We start from the raw sequence: 17,053 nt of genomic DNA on the forward strand, positions 1-17,053 counted from the left end.
CGAATGACTGTCGACGCCGTGAGCGCCCCGAGCTCGATCCACACGGGAGGCACCACCGACCCCGCAGCCCGCAAGCAGGTGCTCGACGGAGAGGTGTTCCTCAAACTCCTCGTCACGCAGCTGACCCATCAGGATCCGTCGAGTCCGATGGATACCAACGAGATGATCTCGCAGACCACCCAGCTCGCCATGATGGAGCAGTTGACGGCCCTCGCCGACAGCGGCGCCGAGGCCTTCGCCCTGAACATGCGGCAGGCGGCGAGCGCACTCATCGGCCAGGAGGCGAGCTACAAGGATGCCGACGGCAAGACCGTGTCGGGCATCGTGACCAAGGTCTCGTTCGACGGACCGATCCCGCAGGTGACCATCGGAGACAAGACCGTCGCCCTCGACGTCATCACGGGCGTCACCACCGCACCGACCACTCCCGCACCGGCCGCTCCGGCACCGACCACCCCCGCTGCGCCCACCCCCGCCACAGTCTGAACTCCGTCTCACCCAGGAAGAGAGAACCTCATGCTCCGCTCGCTCTACTCCGGAATCTCCGGCCTCCGCTCACACCAGACCATGCTCGATGTCACGGGCAACAACATCGCGAACGTCAACACGGCCGGGTTCAAGGGCTCGTCCGTGCTGTTCCAGGACTCGCTGTCTCAGCTCATCGGCAACCCGGGGATCCCCGACGACGAGGTGGGCGGTCGCAACCCCGCCCAGGTCGGTCTCGGGGTGCAGGTCGCCGGTGTGCGCACGAACTTCGCGCAGGGCTCCGCTCAGGCGACGGGCCGAGGAGGCGACCTGATGATCTCGGGCGATGGATTCTTCGCCGTCCGGTCGGGTGGCGAGACCCTGTACACCCGCGCGGGTGGATTCTCGTTCGACCCCACGGGCAAGATGGTCACCGCCGACGGTGCTGTGGTGCAGGGCTGGTCCGCCCAGGACGGCGTGGTCAACACCGGTCAGGCGACCGGCAACATCGTGCTCCCGCTCGACGCCGTGTCACCCGCGAAGGCGACCACCGCGGCGACCGTCACGGGCAACCTGCCTTCGGAGGCAGCGACCGGCGATGAGCTGGTGCGCGACGTCACCGTCTATGACGCGCAGGGCACGCCGTCGACTCTCAGCCTGACTTTCACGAAGACGGCTGCCGGATGGGACGTCACCGAACCTGCCAGCGGTGCGACCGGGTCGCTGGCCTTCACCGACGGCAAGCAGACCGGGGCGGGCCTCACCCTCACCGCCGGTGCCGTGAGTGTCGACCTCGGTTCGGTCACCGGCTACGCGGAACTGTCGACGGTCGCCGTGTCCGAGCAGGACGGGTCGGCTGCCGGCACCTTGAAGTCGTACAGCATCACCGGCGACGGGTCCATCGTCGGCACGTTCAGCAACGGCGCGACCCAGACGCTCGGCAAGATCGCCATGGCGACGTTCGCCAACCCCGAGGGGCTCGAGAAGGCCGGCGGAACGGCATACCGGGTATCCGTCAACTCCGGTGCGGTGCGCATGGGCGAGCCGGGCCAGGCCGGGTTCGGCGACCTGGTGTCGGGCGCCCTCGAGATGAGCAACGTCGACCTCTCGCAGGAGTTCACCAACCTGATCGTCGCTCAGCGCGGCTTCCAGGCCAATGCGCGCATCATCACGACCAGCGACGAGGTCCTGCAGGAGCTCACCCAGCTCAAGCGCTAGGACCGGCTCGGCGCTGGCGCGGGTCGCAAGGATCGGCCCGGTCAGCGTCGAGGGTCATGTGCAGCACAACCCCTGGCGCCGGCGCCGGGCTGCGGACAAGCTGAGGCCATGCGCTTCGTCCTGCAGTATCCCGTGATCATCGTCACGGCCGTGGTCCTCGCAGGGGTGCTCGCTCTCCACATCGGCGGCATGGACGTTGTCGGACGATGGGTCGCCACCGCCTATGTCGGAGCGTTCGTCCTCTGGACGCTCGTTCGAATGGTGCGGGATGTGCTCCGCGGGCCTGTCGGGCTCGACATCCTCGCCGTCGTGGCGATGGTCGCCACTCTTGCGGTCGGCGAGTACATCGCGGCGCTCATCATCGTCCTGATGCTCGCGGGCGGTGAAGCGCTGGAACACTTCGCGGGGCGCCGCGCGAAACGAGACCTCTCAGCCCTGCTGGATCGATCTCCGCGCATCGCCCATGTCCTCGTGCACCCGCTGGCAGCGGACTCGGAGGAGGTTCGGGACGTCGCCGTCGACGATGTCTCGGTCGGTGACACGCTGCTGGTGCGTCCGGCCGAGATCGTGCCGATCGACGGCGTCCTGCTCTCGGAGTCGGGGGAGTTCGACGAATCGTCGCTCACCGGCGAGAGCATGCCGGTGGCTCGCGATGCCGGGGGAGAGGTGCTGTCCGGAGCGATCAACGGAGCACGGGCCGTGCGCATCCGCGCGCTGCGATCGAGCGCCGACAGTCAGTACCAGCAGATCGTGGCGCTCGTGCACGCAGCCGAAGAATCGCACGCCCCGGTCGTGCGTCTCGCCGACCGCTTCGCGATTCCGTTCACCGCAGTCGCTCTCGTGCTGGCCGGCACCGCCTGGGCGATCTCCGGTGACTCGACACGGTTCGCCGAGGTGCTCGTGCTGGCGACTCCGTGTCCGCTCCTCATCGCCGCACCTGTCGCGTTCCTGGGCGGGCTCTCCCGTGCGGCCAAGTCCGGAGTGATCATGAAGGGCGGTGCGGTGATCGAGCAGCTGGCCCGCGTGCGGTCCGCGGCCTTCGACAAGACGGGGACACTCACGCAGGGCCGACCCGACCTCGTAGAGGTGCGACCAGCCGCCGGCGTCGACTCAGACGAACTGCTGATGCTCGCGGCGTCCGCCGAGCAGTATTCATCTCACGTGCTCGCGGAAGGCATCCGCCGCGCCGCTGCAGAACGTCGCCTCGGTCTACGTCGCTCCGACGACGCGAGCGAGGTCGCGACCAATGGGGTCGTGGCTGTCATCGACGGTCGCTCCATCGTCGTCGGCAAGCCCGCATTCGTCGCATCGCTCGCCCCCGATACCGTGCGGGTGACGCTCGGAACGGGGGAGGCCGCGGCCTACGTGGCGATCGACGGTCGGTTCGGAGGCGCCCTCATCCTCGCCGACGCGCCGCGACCGGAAGCGACCGAGGTCGTGTCGTGGCTCGGCTCCCACGGGATCGAGCGCATTATGATGCTCACCGGAGACGCTCGATCGACTGCGGAGTCCGTCGCGCGCGAGGTCGGGATCGACGATGTCCACGCAGAAGTCCTCCCGCCGGAGAAGGTCAGGCTTGCCGCCGACCTCCATCCGCGACCGATGATGATGGTCGGCGACGGAGTCAATGACGCGCCCGTGCTGGCGGCCGCCGACATCGGTGTCGCGATGGGCGCGCGAGGGGCGACGGCCGCGGGCGACGCTGCTGACGTCGTCATTCTCGTCGATTCGTTGACGAAGGTCGTCGATGCGGTCGCCATCGGACGACACACACTGCGCGTCGCGCTCACGGCGATCTGGATCGGCATCGGGCTGAGCGTGGGGCTCATGCTCATCGCGATGACGGGGATCATCCCGGCGGTAGCGGGTGCACTCGTGCAGGAGGCGGTCGACCTGGCGACGATCCTCTACGCCCTCCGGGCCCTCGCAGACGGTGGTTACCGGGGGATGGCCGCGTCGCGATAGTCGGGGCAGACTTCCCCCTCTCGTCCGAAGCCCGGAGACCCCACCCGATGATCATCGTCACCCGCCTCGACCGCACCCGGTTCGCGGTGAACCCCGACCTGATCGAACGCATACAGGCGTCGCCGGACACGACGCTGCACATGGTCGACGACCGTGTGTACGTGGTGGTGGAGGACCTGGACGTCGTGATCGACCTGATCGTCGCGTACCGTTCGCGCGTCCTCGGCGCGGCCCACGCTCTGACCTCGCAGACGGGGGCGTGACCGTGGATCCCGCTTTCCTCATCGGCGTCATCCTCGCGTTCGGCGCGCTGGTCGCCATGATCACGATGGAGGGCGCGAGCTTCGAGGCTCTGCTCATCCCCGCGCCGATGATCCTGGTGCTCGGCTCGACGATCGGCGTGGGCATCGCCAGTCACACTCTGCGTGACACGATCCTCGCGGTGAAGAGCCTGGGCCGCATGGTCCGCGGACCGAAGTCGACGCCGGAGGCCGTCATCCCGTTCCTCGTCGGCTATGCCGAGAAGGCGCGCGGCGAGGGGCTGCTCGCGCTCGAGCAGGAGATCGACGGTGCACCGGACGACTTCACGAGACAGGCGCTCCAGGCTCTTGCGGACGGAACCGATGCGGAGGACCTGCGCATGGTGATGGACGACGAGATCGCCGCTGCATCGTCGCGAAGCCGTATCGCATCGAAGTTCTTCGGGTCGCTGGGCGGATATGCGCCGACGATCGGGATCGTCGGCACGGTCGTCTCACTGACGCACGTGCTCGAGAAGCTCGACGAACCCGACCACCTCGGTCCGATGATCGCGGCGGCCTTCGTCGCGACCCTCTGGGGCCTGCTCTCGGCGAACTTCATCTGGAATCCGATCGCCGGCCGGCTGGGTCGGATCGGGGCTGTCGAGCTCGAGCGGATGACCCTCGTCTCTGAGGGGATGCTCGCGATTCAATCGGGCAGCGCGCCCCACCTGCTGCAGGAGCGCCTCGAGGCGCTGTCGACCGTGAAGCCCAAAGCGGGCAAGCAGAAGCAGAAGCGCGAGACTGAGCCTGCAGAGGGCGTCCAGTGAGCACAGCCCGTCGCGCTCGTGGCCGCGGGCATGAGGATGACTCGCACGACGAGCCGGACGAGCGCTGGGCCGTCTCGTACGCCGACATGGTCACCGTTCTCATGTGCCTGTTCATCGTGCTGTTCGCCGTGTCGAACGTCGACAAGACGAAGTTCGAGATGCTCGCGAACAGCCTGGCGACCGGTTTCGGGCAGGAGAGCACCGAGGGCGGCGCCGACACCGCAGAGGGCATGATCGTGCCGCCCGAGCTGCAGGACGACGACGGCGTCCTCGATCTCGCAGCTCGCGCAGAGACCGAGTTCGAGTCGCTCGTGGGCCTGCGTGATCGGATGAGCACGTCGTTGGCGTCTCAGGGACTCCAGGACACCGTGCAATTCGTGATCGACGATCGAGGGCTCCAGGTCGGCCTGGTCGGCGCCGAGACCTTCTTCGCCGACAACAGCACCGACCTCTCGGCGAAGGCGAATGCGGTGCTCGACAACATCGGAGACGTGCTGGTCACGGTCGACAACCCCGTCAGCGTCGAAGGGCACGCCGACCACAGGGTCTCGGCCGCCCCGTTCCCGACCAACTGGGAGCTCTCGGGAGGGCGCGCGACCCAGGTGGCTCGATTCCTCGTCGAGCACGAAGGCCTGGGAGGTGCACGCGTGAAGGCGACCGCGTTCTCCGACACCCGCCCCATCGTGCCCGGCGACAGTCCCCAGGCACTCGCCAGCAACCGCAGAGTCGACATCGTCGTCGAGTCGAACGAGGAAGAGCAGGTGAGAGCGCTTATTCCCGCGCTTGCAGCTGCCGCGAACAAGTGAGCACTCACGTGAACACCATCGTCGAGGAGACCGTCATGACCGCATCCGCTGTGCTCGATGATCCCGCCGTACGCTACCCGGCATACGATTTCGGCCGCCCGGCCCAACTCGGGCGCGAGAGCACCCGACACCTCGAAGCGTCGTTCGAGTCGTTCGCACGGCTGTGGTCGTCGCAGCTGACCGACAAGATCCGTGTGCGAGCGCATCTGGCGCTCGAGAGCGTCGACCTGGTGTCGTACGAGGAGTACTCCGATACGCTCCCCGGCACGACGGCCATGGTCGCGGGGTCGTTCGCCGATCGGGATGAGCCGTGCGTCGTGCAGTTCGGCCTCGACAGCGCCCTCCTGTGGGTCGTGCAGATGATGGGTGGCAGGAGCACGTCGCTTCCCGCAGCCCGCACGTTCACGCCGATCGAACTCGCTCTCGTTCGCAACCTGATGGAGGGCACGTTCGAGCACCTTCACGCCAGCCTCGGAAATCTGCTTCCCGGGGCGCCGAGATTCAGCGCGGTGCACTACAACCCCCAGTACATGCAGGTCATCTCCGCCACGGCCGCGGTGATCGTCGCCCGCTACACCATGCGACTGGGGGACTCCGAGACGACGGCGACCGTCATGCTGCCCGCTTCGGCAGTGGTCGACCGCCTCGCGGCGACGGAATCGGATGCCGCCTCTGCTCATTCGACCGATCACACCCTCGAGCAGGTGCGCAGCACCCCGTTGGAGTTGACGCTGCGGCTCGCGCCCATCACGATCGGCACCGGCGAGATCCTCGACCTCGCACCGGGCGACCTGCTGCGCCTGCCGCACCCGGAGACTCGGCCCTACGAGCTGATGGCGGGGCAGACCAGAATCGCCCTCGCCACACCCGGCAGCAGGGGCTCGCGTCTCACCTGCAAGATCACGACCACCCATGAGGAGACCCACTGATGAGCACCTTCCACGAGACCGCCATCGCCGCGGCGATCGCCGGCAAGCTGCCGTTCGGCTACCCGGTGATCCCGGCTCCCTCGACAGACCCCGGTGCGTCGGGCGACGCGGTCGTCGTCACCTTCACGGGCAGCCCCGGCGCGCGTATCGCGATCCAGGTCGTCGATCCGTCGCAGCTCGAGGACGGCTCGAAGAACGCGCCACTGCCTGATCGACTGCATCCGATCTTCGAGGCGGCCACCGCAGTGCTCGGCAGCGGATCGCTCGGCGACGGCACGGTGGTGGCCGCCGCCGATGTGTTCACCGACTCAGGCACGCAGGTGTTCGACATGGTCGACGCCGACGGCAGCGTCGTCGCGCGCGCAGCAGTGCGCATAGACGGAGCCCGGTCTGCCGCGGCAGCGGGACCTCAGCGGCTGAATCGCATCGCGGGCGTCGAGATGGAACTCGTCGTCGAGATCGGACGCACGCGGATGCCGGTGCGTGACGTGCTCTCCCTCGAACCGGGGCGCATGGTGGAGCTCGACCGCGCCGCCGGGTCTCCCGCGGACATCAAGTTGAACGGCCGTCTGATCGGGCACGGCACCGTCGTCGTCGCAGAGGGCGACTTCGCGATCCGCGTCGAGCGCATCCTCGACGGCGCCGAGACGGTCTGAGCATGGACGACATCCTCGTCGCGCTCCGTGCGATCGTGGCACTCGGAGCGGTGCTCGGCCTGCTGCTGTTCCTGAGCCGTCGCCTGCAGAAGTCGCAGGCGAAGGGGGTGAGCCCGCTGGCCGGGCTGATGCCGAAGAAGCTCGCCCAGCTGTCGGAGCTCGTCCCCTCACGTCCGGCGGCAGCCCCGCGCGCACGGCCGGAGAAGATCACCGTGGTGGCGCGGTCGGGCATCGGGGGCAAGGCGCAGCTCGTGGTGGCCGAGTTCGGCGGCATCCGCTATGTGCTCGGCGTGACCGAGCACGGGATCAACGTCGTGGACACGCAGGAGGCTCCTCCGCTGGCGGAGGAGATCATCGCAGAGGAGAAGCGCTCCGCTGTCTCCGAGATGCCTGACGACATCGTCGACCGCGCGCTGCGCTCGGTCGCCTGACAGCACTCGGCCCGTCGTTCGTCGCGGTTACGAACACCTCGTCGCGTCGCGATAGTCCACTGCGAGCACGGATCGCTCGACCCTCTGGCTACGGATCGGCCACGTCACCCATCTTCGGAGTGCCGCCGTGCCCGTATCCGCCGCAGTAGCCGCGTCGCCGTCTGTGCGCGCACCGCGACTGCCGCGTCGTGTCTGGATGATCCTCGGTGCCGCCCTGGTCATCGCCACGGCGCTGGTGCTGCTGCAGGCAGCCGGTGCGCATGCGGCCGCGACGCCGCATCCGGCGCAGATCGGTGACGGCGACGGCGACGGCGTGACGATCAACGGCATCAACGGGGCGCCGTCCGACAGCATCATGACGCTGCTGGGCATCACTGTTCTCAGCGTCGCTCCGGCCCTGCTGCTGATGATGTCGAGCTTCACCAAGATCTTCGTCGTGCTCGCCCTCACCCGCAACGCGCTGTCGCTGCCGTCGATCCCGCCGAACCAGGTGCTCGCCGGGCTCAGCCTGTTCCTGACGCTGTTCATCATGTGGCCGGTGCTCACCGACATCAATGCCGTTGCGGTCGCGCCGTTCACCGACGGTCAGATCGACTTCGGACGCGCCTTCGAACTCGCGCAGGAGCCGCTGCGGGAGTGGATGCTCACCTACACCCGCGAAGAAGACATCGCACTCATGCACCGTGCGGCGCAGATGGAGAATCCCACGGACGCCGCCAGCATCCCGCTGCAGACGCTCGTGCCGGCGTTCATGATCAGCGAGCTGCGCGCCGCCTTCCTGATCGGGTTCATCATCTTCGTCCCCTTCCTCGTGATCGACCTCGTCGTCGCCAGCGCACTGATGTCGATGGGCATGATGATGCTGCCTCCGGTCATGATCTCGTTGCCGTTCAAGATCCTCCTGTTCCTGCTCATCGACGGCTGGGGCATGGTCATCACCGCGTTGGTCCAGTCGTACAACGGGGGTGGCTGATGAACCCCGAGGCTGTCATCGACATCGGGCAGGCGGCGCTGATCGTGGGAGCGAAGCTCTGCGCGCCTCTGCTCATCACCGCGCTCGTGGTGGGGTTCGCGATCTCGCTGCTGCAGTCCATCACCCAGGTGCAGGAGATGACGATCTCGTTCGTGCCGAAGCTCGTCGCCGTCGGCATCGCCCTGCTCGTGACCGGGCACTGGATGATCGCCGAGATGATCGCCTTCACGAACGAGATGTTCGCGCGGATCCCGTCGCTGCTGAACGGCGGCTGATGAACATCCCCATCGACTTCACGTGGCTCGAGGCGACCTCTCTGGCCTGCGTGCGGATCACGGCCTTCCTGGTGCTGGCCCCGCCGTTCAGCCACGGCACGATCCCGATGCGGATCCGTGCGATGCTCGGCGTGGGTCTCGCTCTCGCCGTGTCGCCGGTGGTGACAGCAGGGTACGAGCGCCTCGACACCGGAGCCTTCATGCTCGCTTTGGCGGGGCAGGTCCTGACCGGCGCGCTCCTCGGGTTCCTCGTGCTGGTGCTCTTCAGCGCGATCCAGGGTGCAGGCCATCTCGTCGACACCTTCGGCGGGTTCCAGCTGGCGCAGGCGTTCGACCCCGGCATGGCGATCAACGGCGCGCAGTTCACCCGACTGTTCCAGATGACAGCGATCATGCTGCTGTTCGCCTCGGACGGATACCAGCTCGTGCTCGGAGGGCTGTTCCGCTCGTTCGACGCGGTGCCGGTCACGGGCGTGATCGATCTCGCCAAGCCGGCGGAGGCGCTCGTGGGGGCTGCGGGGCAGATGATGCTCAGCGCCGTGCAGATCGCCGGCCCGCTGCTGATCGTGCTCTTCCTCGCCGACGTCGGGCTCGGACTCGTCAGTCGCGTGGCGCCGGCCCTGAACGCGTTCGCGATGGGCTTCCCGATCAAGATCGGCCTCACACTGCTGCTCGTCGGGTTCGTCTACGCGGCGCTGCCCAGCGTGGTCGCGGTCATCGCGGAAGAAGCCGCGAAGCTGCTCCTGGGGGTGGTGCGGTGAGCGAGTCCGACAGCGGCGAACGCTCCGAGAAGGCGACCGAGCGTCGCCTGAAGGAGGCGCGGAAGAAGGGTCAGATCGGCCGTAGCCAGGACTTCACCGCCTGGGTGTGCATCGCGGCCGCCGCTGTGATGATGGTGCCGACGATCGCCTCGGGCACACAGGTCGTCACCGAACTCTTCCTCGCCGTGACTCCCGTCGCGATGAACCCCACCGACGACGCGGCTCTGGATGTGCTCGGATCGGCGATCGCGTCGCTCGGCGGCATCCTGCTCCCGATGCTGGTGGTGGTGCTGCTCGCGACGACGGCCACCGCGGTCGCTCAGGGCGGCATCCATCTGCGGGGCGTGACGATGCGCACCGAGCAGTTCAACCTCGTGTCCGGCATGAAGCGCGTCTTCGGGCAGCAGGCGCTCTGGGAGGGCGCCAAAGCGCTGCTGAAGACGGTCGCGATCGGTCTCGCGCTGTGGATCGTCGTCTCGGGGCTCGTGCCTGTGCTCATGGCCAGCGGCAGCCACAACATCACGTGGCTGCTCGAGCAGGCGGCCGGGGGAGCGGTCGCACTCCTGCAGGTCGCCGTCGCCGTGGGCATCCTGCTGGCGGCGATCGACGTGGCCGTGGTGATGCGACGCAATCGCAAGCACACCCACATGACGAAGAACGAAGCCAAGGACGAGCACAAGAAGAGCGAGGGCGACCCGCTCGTGCGGTCCCAGCGCCGTTCGCGTCAGCTCGCGATGAGCCGCAATCGCATGATCGCCGCGGTCGGTGACAGCGATGTCGTTCTGGTGAACCCGACCCACGTCGCGGTCGCGCTGCGGTACGAGCCTGGCAAGTCGGCACCTCGGGTCGTCGCGAAGGGGGCCGGAGTCGTCGCGCAGAAGATCCGCGAGAGGGCGGAGGAGTCCGGTGTGCCGATGATCAAGGACATCCCGCTCGCGCGCGCGCTGCACTCGGCCTGCGAGATCGGGCGGGAGATCCCCGAAGAGCTCTATACCGCCGTCGCCCAGGTGCTCGCCTTCATCGAGCATCTCAGACGCCGAGGGGCGGCCAGGGGGACGCACACGATGCCCTTCGCGAGCACCAGGGACCGCGGCCTCTGAGCCGGGTCGCGATCAGATTTCGAACGACGAGAGAGAACGAAGGCGAGACGCATGATCGGCCAGCTGCTGTCCAAGGCGACGGTGCCCGTCGGAGTGGTGGGCATCATCCTCCTGCTCATCGTGCCCATCCCGACCGGGCTCCTCGACGTCCTCATCGTCCTGAACATCGCGTTCGCGCTGCTGATCCTGCTCACTGCGATGTTCGTGAAGAAGCCGATCGACTTCTCGGTCTTCCCCAGTCTGCTGCTCGTCGCGACGCTCTTCCGGCTCGGTCTGAACGTCGCGTCGACGCGACTCGTGCTCAGCGAGGCGCACGCGGGCCAGGTGATCCAGGCGTTCGGACAGATCACGATCAGCGGGTCCCTCGTGATCGGCGCAGTGATCTTCCTCATCCTCACCGTCATCCAGTTCGTCGTCGTCACCAAGGGTGCAGAGCGTGTCGCCGAGGTCGGAGCACGATTCACCCTCGATGCCATGCCGGGCAAGCAGATGGCGATCGACGCCGATCTGAACGCCGGGCTGATCACCGACACAGAGGCGCGCAGGCGTCGAGCCGAGGTGGCTGCAGAGGCCGACTTCTACGGCGCGATGGATGGTGCGTCGAAGTTCGTCAAGGGCGACGCGATCGCGGGCATCGTCATCGTCATCATCAACTTCGTCGGCGGCATCATCATCGGCATGGTGCAGCACGGCATGGAGGTCGGCGACGCACTCGAGACCTACAGCATCCTGACGATCGGCGACGGTCTGGTCACACAGATCCCCGCACTCCTGATGGCTGTGTCGACCGGCATGATCGTGACTCGCGAGAACGCCGAGTCCGAGATGGGCCAGGCGGCCGGGCGGCAGCTCATGCAGTCGCGCAACGCCCTCGTGATCACTGGCCTCGCGGCCATCGCCATGGGCTTCATCCCCGGGATGCCCCTGGTGATCTTCCTGGCGATCGGGGCGGTGCTGCTGTTCGCGGCATCGCGCGTCAAGGCGAACGAGGATCGCGATGCCGCGCTCGAGGCCGACGCGCAGCAGCAGGATGCCGACGACGCCGGAGTCGAGGGGCCCGAGGAGCTCATGGACAGGATGCGCGTGCATGCTCTGGAGATCTCCCTGTCTCCTGACATCGTCGACCTGGCGTCCGGAGGAGCAGGGGATCTGCTCACCCGGGTGAAGTCTCTTCGTCGCAAGCTCGCTCTCGACATCGGCATCCTGATGCCGCCGGTGCGCACCCGAGACAACATCGATCTGCCGGCCCAGACCTACTCGATCCTGATAGCCGGGGTCGAGGCCGGGCGCGGATCGGTGCCGCGCGGACACGTGCTCGCGATCGGCACGGGTCTCGAGCAGCTTCCCGGCACGGCCGTGGTCGACCCGGTGTTCGGCCTCGAGGGCAAGTGGGTGCCTGCCGAGATCTCGCACGCCGCCGACATGGCGGGTGCGACGGTGATCGATCGGGCGAGTGTGATCATCACCCATCTCTCGGACATCGTGCAGAGCCAGGCAGATCGGCTGCTCTCCCTCGAAGACGTGCGCCAGCTGACCGAGCACCTGAAGCAGTCCAGCCCCGCGACGGTCGAGGAGCTCACACCGGCCGTGCTGTCGCTCGCCGCGATCCAGCGCGTCCTGGCGGGTCTTCTCGCGGAGCGCGTGCCGATCAACGACCTCGCCCGCATCTACGAGGCGCTCGCTCTGCGAGGCAAGACCTCGACCGAGACCGCGGGGCTCATCGATGCGGCGAGGGCGGCACTAGGACCGGCGATAGCCTCGCGCTTCGCCGAGGACGGGCGGATCCGGGTCGTCATGTTCGAACCGATGCTCGAACAGCAGATGCTCGAGGGGATGCGGGTCGTCGACGGTCATCCGCAGATCGTGCTGACGCCGGAGTCGACCATGCAGGTGCTCGAGAACGTGCGGCGCACTGTCGCCGAGCTCGAGCAGGTGGGACCGGAACCCGTGCTCGTGTGCGCTCCGTCTCTGCGTCAGGCCGTGCGTCGGATGGTCTCGTCGCAGGTCAGCGGCCTGCCCGTGCTGTCGTACGACGAGGCGGCGACAGGCGGCCTCGCGACCGATGTGGTGGGGGTCGTGCGCATGACGCAGTCGGCTCTTCCGAGCGCGGCGGTGTAGCGACGGATTCTGCTCATTTACGAGCTGAGTGCGATACGTTTGTGAGCAGAGCGCGCAACGGCGCTCACGCCATGGAAGGCAGACGACGCATGCTGGTACTCACGAGACGCGCCAACGAGAGCATCGTGATAGGCGACGACATCACCGTCACCATCCTCGCGGTGACGCCCAGCGGCGTCCGTGTCGGCATCGATGCACCTCGGGACAAGCGCATCAACCGCGCAGAGATCGTTCTCGCTGTCAGCGATGCGAACCTGCAAGCCGTCCAGACGTCCTCTGATGAGTCCGCGGAATCGGCTCTCCTCAGCATCCTGGGGAGAACGCCTCCCGCTCCCTGATCCGGTCGCGGGGGAGTCATCTCGGTGCACTCCGAGTTACTCGCCCGCTCCTTGTCGCGATAGTCGTGGATGTGACGGGCGTCCCCGTCATCGAAACCGTGACATGACGAGGTGACGAATCGTGGCCGCTCACGACCTGAGCATGCAACTGATGCGAGAGCGCGATCTGCTGGAGGTGCTGCTCTTCAAGCTCGATGAGCAGCAGATGCTGCTCGCGACCGGACGCAACCGTTGGATCCACCATGCGGCGAACGAGATCGAGCGGGTTCTCGCGGCCATGCCGACCGTCGCCCTCTCGCGTGACACGCTGGTCATCTCGGTGGCTGACGAATGGGGCGTGCCGGAGGCGACGACGCTGCGCGATCTGATCGAGGCCGCGCCGACCGATGCCTGGCGGGAGATCCTCTCGGGCCACCTGGATGCCATGACGACCCTCGCCGACGAGATCGGCGACATGAAGAAGGTCAACGAGCAGCGGCTGCGCACGGCCATCCGGGTGACGCAGGAGACGATCGCAGGTCTCGGCGCACCGACAGGTGAGTACGACACGCACGGCGATGTCGTCCGCGGCGGGGACGCCCGGCTCCTCGACACGAGGGTGTGAGGCGACGATGTCTTCCTTCGCAGCGCTTCGTCTCGCAGAATCCGCGCTCTCCGCGGCACGAGCGGGGATGACCGTGACCGGTCAGAACATCGCCAATCAGGCCACTCCCGGCTACACACGCCAGCGCGTGGAGCAGACCTCGTTCGCGGCGCCGGGCCAGACGGGACTCTGGCCGTCGGGCCTCGGCATCGGCGGCGGTGTCGGCGTGACCGGGATCGCTCGGTTGGGCGATGACATCCTCGACGCTCGCGTGCGAGACGCGCTGTCGACATCGGGTTTCTCGGCTGCGCGTGCGACAGCCGCTGCACGCGCCGAAGACGTGCTCGCCGAACCGACGAAGGACGGCCTCGCGGCGAACCTCGACCGCTTCTGGGCCGGCTGGTCCGACCTCGCCAACACGCCGGATCCGGCGGCGGCACAGGTCGTGCTCACGAACGCCAACGTGCTCATCGGCCAGATCGCCGCGGGATACCAGACGATCGCCGGACAATGGAGCGACCTGCGCGGACAGGTCGACAGTCAGCTCGCCGACGTCAATGCCGTCGCAGGCCAGGTGGCCTCGCTCAACGGTCAGATCAGGGACGCACTGCAGTCCGGGCGCAACGCCAACGAGCTGATCGACCAGCGCAACGTCCTCGCCCAGCAGCTCTCGACCGCAGTCGGCGCCAAGGGCATCGTCGAGGCGGACGGCACCCTCACTCTTCGGATCGACGGCAACGCGCTCGTGTCGGGCGACAGCAGTCGCGCTCTCGTGGCGAGCGGGCCGCGTGACATCGCCGACGCCGGTCGGGTCACCGTCGCATGGACCGATCGACCAGGCCTCGCGGTGCCGATCACGGGCGGCATCGTCGGCGGCACGATCAGCGCGCTCGCACCGGCCTCCGACGGCGGCACGCTCGCCGGCGTCGCTGCGGCCTACAACGAGACGGCGACCGCGCTCGCGACCGCCGTGAACGACGTGCACCGCACGGGGGTCACGTCGTCCGGCGCCGCCGGGGGCGACTTCTTCGCGCTCAACGGTGCCGGTCCGGCTGCTCTCGGGCTCAGCGTGATTCCCACCGATCTCGACCAGCTGGCCCTGGCAGCGCCGGGTGCCGGAGCGAAGGACACCACGATCGCCGACCGCATCAGTGCGCTCAGTGCATCGGCGACCGGGCCCACCAAGACCTGGTCGACCTTCGTCACAGGCTTCGCGGTCACCGTCGCAGGCGACCTGCAGCGCGCCGACATCGCCGACATGGGAGCTGTTGCGGCCGTCACCGCGCAGCAGTCGAACTCATCGGTCGACGGCGATGAGGAGACGATCAACCTCCTGACCTACCAGACCGCGTATCAGGCAGCGGCCCGTGTGCTGACCGCTGTCGATGAGGCCCTGGACCTGTTGATCAACCGCACCGGCCTCGTCGGCCGCTGACTCTGGGGAGAGTGAACATGATCGGTCGTGTGACAAGCAACACCATGACGCAGCAGTCCCTGCGGACGCTGCAGACCAACCTCGCAGACCGCGAGCGTCTGCAGAATCAGGCGGCCTCGCAACGCGCCTTCCGCTCGCCGAGCGAAGATCCTGCAGCAGCGGCGACGGCGCTCGGCGTGCACGGCGATCAGTCGCGCGTCGCCCAGTTCGCGCGCAACCTGAGCGACGGGATGGCGTGGGTGACAACCGTCGACACGGCTCTCGGGGCCAGTGCCGATCTGCTCAATCGCGCGCGGGATCTGACAGCTCAGGGCGCCAACTCCGGGGCGCTCAGCCCGACTGCGCGCGAATCGATCGCACAGGAGCTCGAGTCGATCAGCGCGGAGCTGCTGGCCAAGGCGAACACGAGGGTGCTCGGTCGCAGCGTCTTCGCCGGTACCAGCGATGCGGGAGGCGCCTTCGATGCCACCACATTCGCGTTCAACGGCGGGGCGGGCGACGGAGTGCATCGCCGCATCAGCGACAACGAGACGGTGCGCGTCGACTTCGATGGCTCACAGGCGTTCGGCGAGGGAGCCGACAGCGCGTTCGCCCTGCTGAACGATATCGCGGCGGACCTGCGCGGCGGCGTCGAGGTCGGCGCGCGTCTCGGCGACATCGACGCGCGCCTGAAGGATGTCAACGCGGCCCGAGGATCGACAGGAGCGCGTCAGGTGCAGATCGAGCGTGCCTCGGCGCAGAACCTCTCGGCGTCGATCGACCTCGAAGCCCGCCGCACCGAGGTCGAGAACGTCGACAGCCTCGAGGTGCTCGTTCGGCTGCAGTCGGCCGAGCTCGTGTTCCAGTCCGCCCTGCAGGTGACTGCCCGATCGCTGCAGACCAATCTGATGGAGTTCCTACGATGAGTGCGTCCACCGACCAGAGGACTGCGGCGCTGGGCGTCGAGTTCGCTTCGCCGATGCCAGGGCTCAGCCCGCACACGGCGTTCACTCTCGAGCAGATCGACGGAGCGGAAGGGCTGCACGCGCTGCGCGCGACGGATGCGGACGTGCGGCTGTTCCTCCTCGATCCGGCCTCCGGGGACTACGGCTACGAGCCGACCATCCCTGCCGAGGTGCGAGGGCAGATCGGCGCCGAGGAGGATTCCGACGTGCGTGTGTTCGTCGTGGCGAACCCGTCGGCAGACGGCGTCTACATCAATCTGCGCGCACCGATCCTCATCCATGCCGCGACCGGTCGTGCGGTGCAGGCGATCCTCGAGGACCAGCGATACCCGATTCGCGCCCTCCTGGGCAGCTGAACGGACGTCGCGTTCGACGACTCTTCCCACGGGGTGAATACTCGGCAATTAGAGGATTCCGACATTCACCGCATATACCAAGGAAGAGCAACTATCCTCTGAAGAGCACAGGCTGGGGTACTGGTGGGATCCCGGCGTCGTCGCAGGAGATCGGGACCCGGGACGCGTCACGGATGCCGTTGGTAGGGGTACAGCGCACGGCGCTCGGTGACGAGCGACATTCCATGGGACGGAAGACAACATGAGCACATCAAAGACGCTCGAGACGAATCGGGTGAGCAAGCGTGAGTTCGTGCAGAGGTTCGCACGACGCGGCGGCATCTCGGTTCAGGCGGCACAGACTGCATACACGGCGATGATCGACGAGCTCCTCGACCTCGTCGGCCGAGGCAACACCGTGACGCTCACCAATTTCGGAAAGTTCTACCCGCAGACGCACAAGGGCCATCGTGTGCAGTTCGCGAAGGACGACGGCGACGCCGAGGTCAATGACTACACGGTGCTGAAGTTCTCTGCGACTCGAGAGGTGAATCGTCGAGTCAAGGTGAACGACTAGTCATCGTTATCTGAACGTAAACGAGAATCCCCGGGGGTTTAGGCCTCCGGGGATCCTTTATGCCCGTCTCGCCCC

20 protein-coding genes are annotated in these 17,053 nt (G+C 67.4%); all 20 read left to right on the forward strand.

Annotated elements, in window-relative coordinates; genetic code table 11:
* Positions 1-3 precede the first annotated feature (3 nt).
* Positions 4-486: a flagellar hook capping FlgD N-terminal domain-containing protein gene (locus ACIOU8_RS01600; protein WP_400785175.1), complete on the forward strand. Its 483-nt coding sequence runs from the start codon at positions 4-6 to the stop codon at positions 484-486.
* Between the two features lie 30 nt (positions 487-516).
* Entirely contained in the window at positions 517-1,683 is a 1,167-nt protein-coding gene (locus ACIOU8_RS01605) for a flagellar hook protein FlgE (RefSeq protein ID WP_400785177.1), read from the forward strand.
* 108 nt (positions 1,684-1,791) lie between these two features.
* Positions 1,792-3,648 (forward strand): heavy metal translocating P-type ATPase, encoded by a 1,857-nt coding sequence (locus ACIOU8_RS01610; protein ID WP_400785179.1) that lies wholly within the window; start codon positions 1,792-1,794, stop codon positions 3,646-3,648.
* Positions 3,649-3,695: 47 nt separating this feature from the next.
* A complete protein-coding gene (locus ACIOU8_RS01615) occupies positions 3,696-3,911 on the forward strand; it encodes a flagellar FlbD family protein (RefSeq protein WP_400785181.1) in 216 nt (71 codons plus the stop codon).
* Entirely contained in the window at positions 3,908-4,717 is an 810-nt protein-coding gene (locus tag ACIOU8_RS01620; protein ID WP_400785183.1) for a motility protein A, read from the forward strand. Before ACIOU8_RS01615 ends, ACIOU8_RS01620 begins: the two co-directional genes overlap by 4 nt.
* Positions 4,714-5,523, forward strand: a complete 810-nt coding sequence (locus ACIOU8_RS01625; RefSeq protein ID WP_400785185.1) for a flagellar motor protein MotB — start codon at positions 4,714-4,716, stop codon at positions 5,521-5,523. Before ACIOU8_RS01620 ends, ACIOU8_RS01625 begins: the two co-directional genes overlap by 4 nt.
* Positions 5,524-5,558: 35 nt before the next feature.
* Positions 5,559-6,452 (forward strand): flagellar motor switch protein FliM, encoded by an 894-nt coding sequence (locus ACIOU8_RS01630; RefSeq protein ID WP_400785187.1) that lies wholly within the window; start codon positions 5,559-5,561, stop codon positions 6,450-6,452.
* Positions 6,452-7,108, forward strand: coding sequence for a FliM/FliN family flagellar motor switch protein (locus ACIOU8_RS01635; protein ID WP_400785189.1), 657 nt, complete (start codon positions 6,452-6,454; stop codon positions 7,106-7,108). Before ACIOU8_RS01630 ends, ACIOU8_RS01635 begins: the two co-directional genes overlap by 1 nt.
* 2 nt (positions 7,109-7,110) lie before the next feature.
* The gene (locus tag ACIOU8_RS01640; protein ID WP_400785191.1) at positions 7,111-7,539 is read left to right on the forward strand and encodes a flagellar biosynthetic protein FliO; all 429 of its coding nucleotides are present in this window, start codon (positions 7,111-7,113) and stop codon (positions 7,537-7,539) included.
* A 196-nt stretch (positions 7,540-7,735) separates the two neighbouring features.
* Positions 7,736-8,512, forward strand: coding sequence for a flagellar type III secretion system pore protein FliP (fliP, locus tag ACIOU8_RS01645; protein ID WP_400786836.1), 777 nt, complete (start codon positions 7,736-7,738; stop codon positions 8,510-8,512).
* Positions 8,512-8,787 carry a flagellar biosynthesis protein FliQ gene (fliQ, locus tag ACIOU8_RS01650; RefSeq protein WP_042541106.1) on the forward strand — a complete coding sequence of 92 codons (276 nt, stop codon included), beginning with the start codon at positions 8,512-8,514 and terminating at the stop codon, positions 8,785-8,787. Before fliP ends, fliQ begins: the two co-directional genes overlap by 1 nt.
* Complete coding sequence (locus ACIOU8_RS01655; protein ID WP_400785194.1) at positions 8,787-9,548, forward strand: flagellar biosynthetic protein FliR; 762 nt, start codon at positions 8,787-8,789, stop codon at positions 9,546-9,548. The genes fliQ and ACIOU8_RS01655 overlap by 1 nt, the downstream gene beginning before the upstream one ends.
* Positions 9,545-10,648, forward strand: a complete 1,104-nt coding sequence (locus tag ACIOU8_RS01660) for a flagellar biosynthesis protein FlhB (protein WP_400785196.1) — start codon at positions 9,545-9,547, stop codon at positions 10,646-10,648. The genes ACIOU8_RS01655 and ACIOU8_RS01660 overlap by 4 nt, the downstream gene beginning before the upstream one ends.
* Before the next feature lie 51 nt (positions 10,649-10,699).
* A complete protein-coding gene (locus tag ACIOU8_RS01665) occupies positions 10,700-12,766 on the forward strand; it encodes a flagellar biosynthesis protein FlhA (protein WP_400785198.1) in 2,067 nt (688 codons plus the stop codon).
* An 89-nt stretch (positions 12,767-12,855) separates the two neighbouring features.
* A complete protein-coding gene (gene csrA, locus ACIOU8_RS01670) occupies positions 12,856-13,104 on the forward strand; it encodes a carbon storage regulator CsrA (protein WP_400785200.1) in 249 nt (82 codons plus the stop codon).
* A gap of 121 nt (positions 13,105-13,225) precedes the next feature.
* The gene (gene flgN, locus ACIOU8_RS01675; RefSeq protein ID WP_400785202.1) at positions 13,226-13,708 is read left to right on the forward strand and encodes a flagellar export chaperone FlgN; all 483 of its coding nucleotides are present in this window, start codon (positions 13,226-13,228) and stop codon (positions 13,706-13,708) included.
* A gap of 7 nt (positions 13,709-13,715) precedes the next feature.
* Positions 13,716-15,122, forward strand: coding sequence for a flagellar hook-associated protein FlgK (flgK, locus tag ACIOU8_RS01680; RefSeq protein ID WP_400785205.1), 1,407 nt, complete (start codon positions 13,716-13,718; stop codon positions 15,120-15,122).
* Between the two features lie 17 nt (positions 15,123-15,139).
* A complete protein-coding gene (gene flgL / locus ACIOU8_RS01685; RefSeq protein ID WP_400785207.1) occupies positions 15,140-16,027 on the forward strand; it encodes a flagellar hook-associated protein FlgL in 888 nt (295 codons plus the stop codon).
* Positions 16,024-16,422, forward strand: a complete 399-nt coding sequence (locus ACIOU8_RS01690; protein WP_400785209.1) for a flagellar assembly protein FliW — start codon at positions 16,024-16,026, stop codon at positions 16,420-16,422. The genes flgL and ACIOU8_RS01690 overlap by 4 nt, the downstream gene beginning before the upstream one ends.
* A gap of 241 nt (positions 16,423-16,663) precedes the next feature.
* On the forward strand, positions 16,664-16,978 hold the full coding sequence (locus ACIOU8_RS01695; RefSeq protein ID WP_400785211.1) for an HU family DNA-binding protein: 315 nt from the start codon (positions 16,664-16,666) through the stop codon (positions 16,976-16,978).
* Positions 16,979-17,053 lie beyond the last annotated feature (75 nt).

Origin of the sequence: Microbacterium sp. NPDC087589 (assembly GCF_044743635.1) — a bacterium.
Taxonomy (GTDB): Bacteria; Actinomycetota; Actinomycetes; order Actinomycetales; family Microbacteriaceae; genus Microbacterium.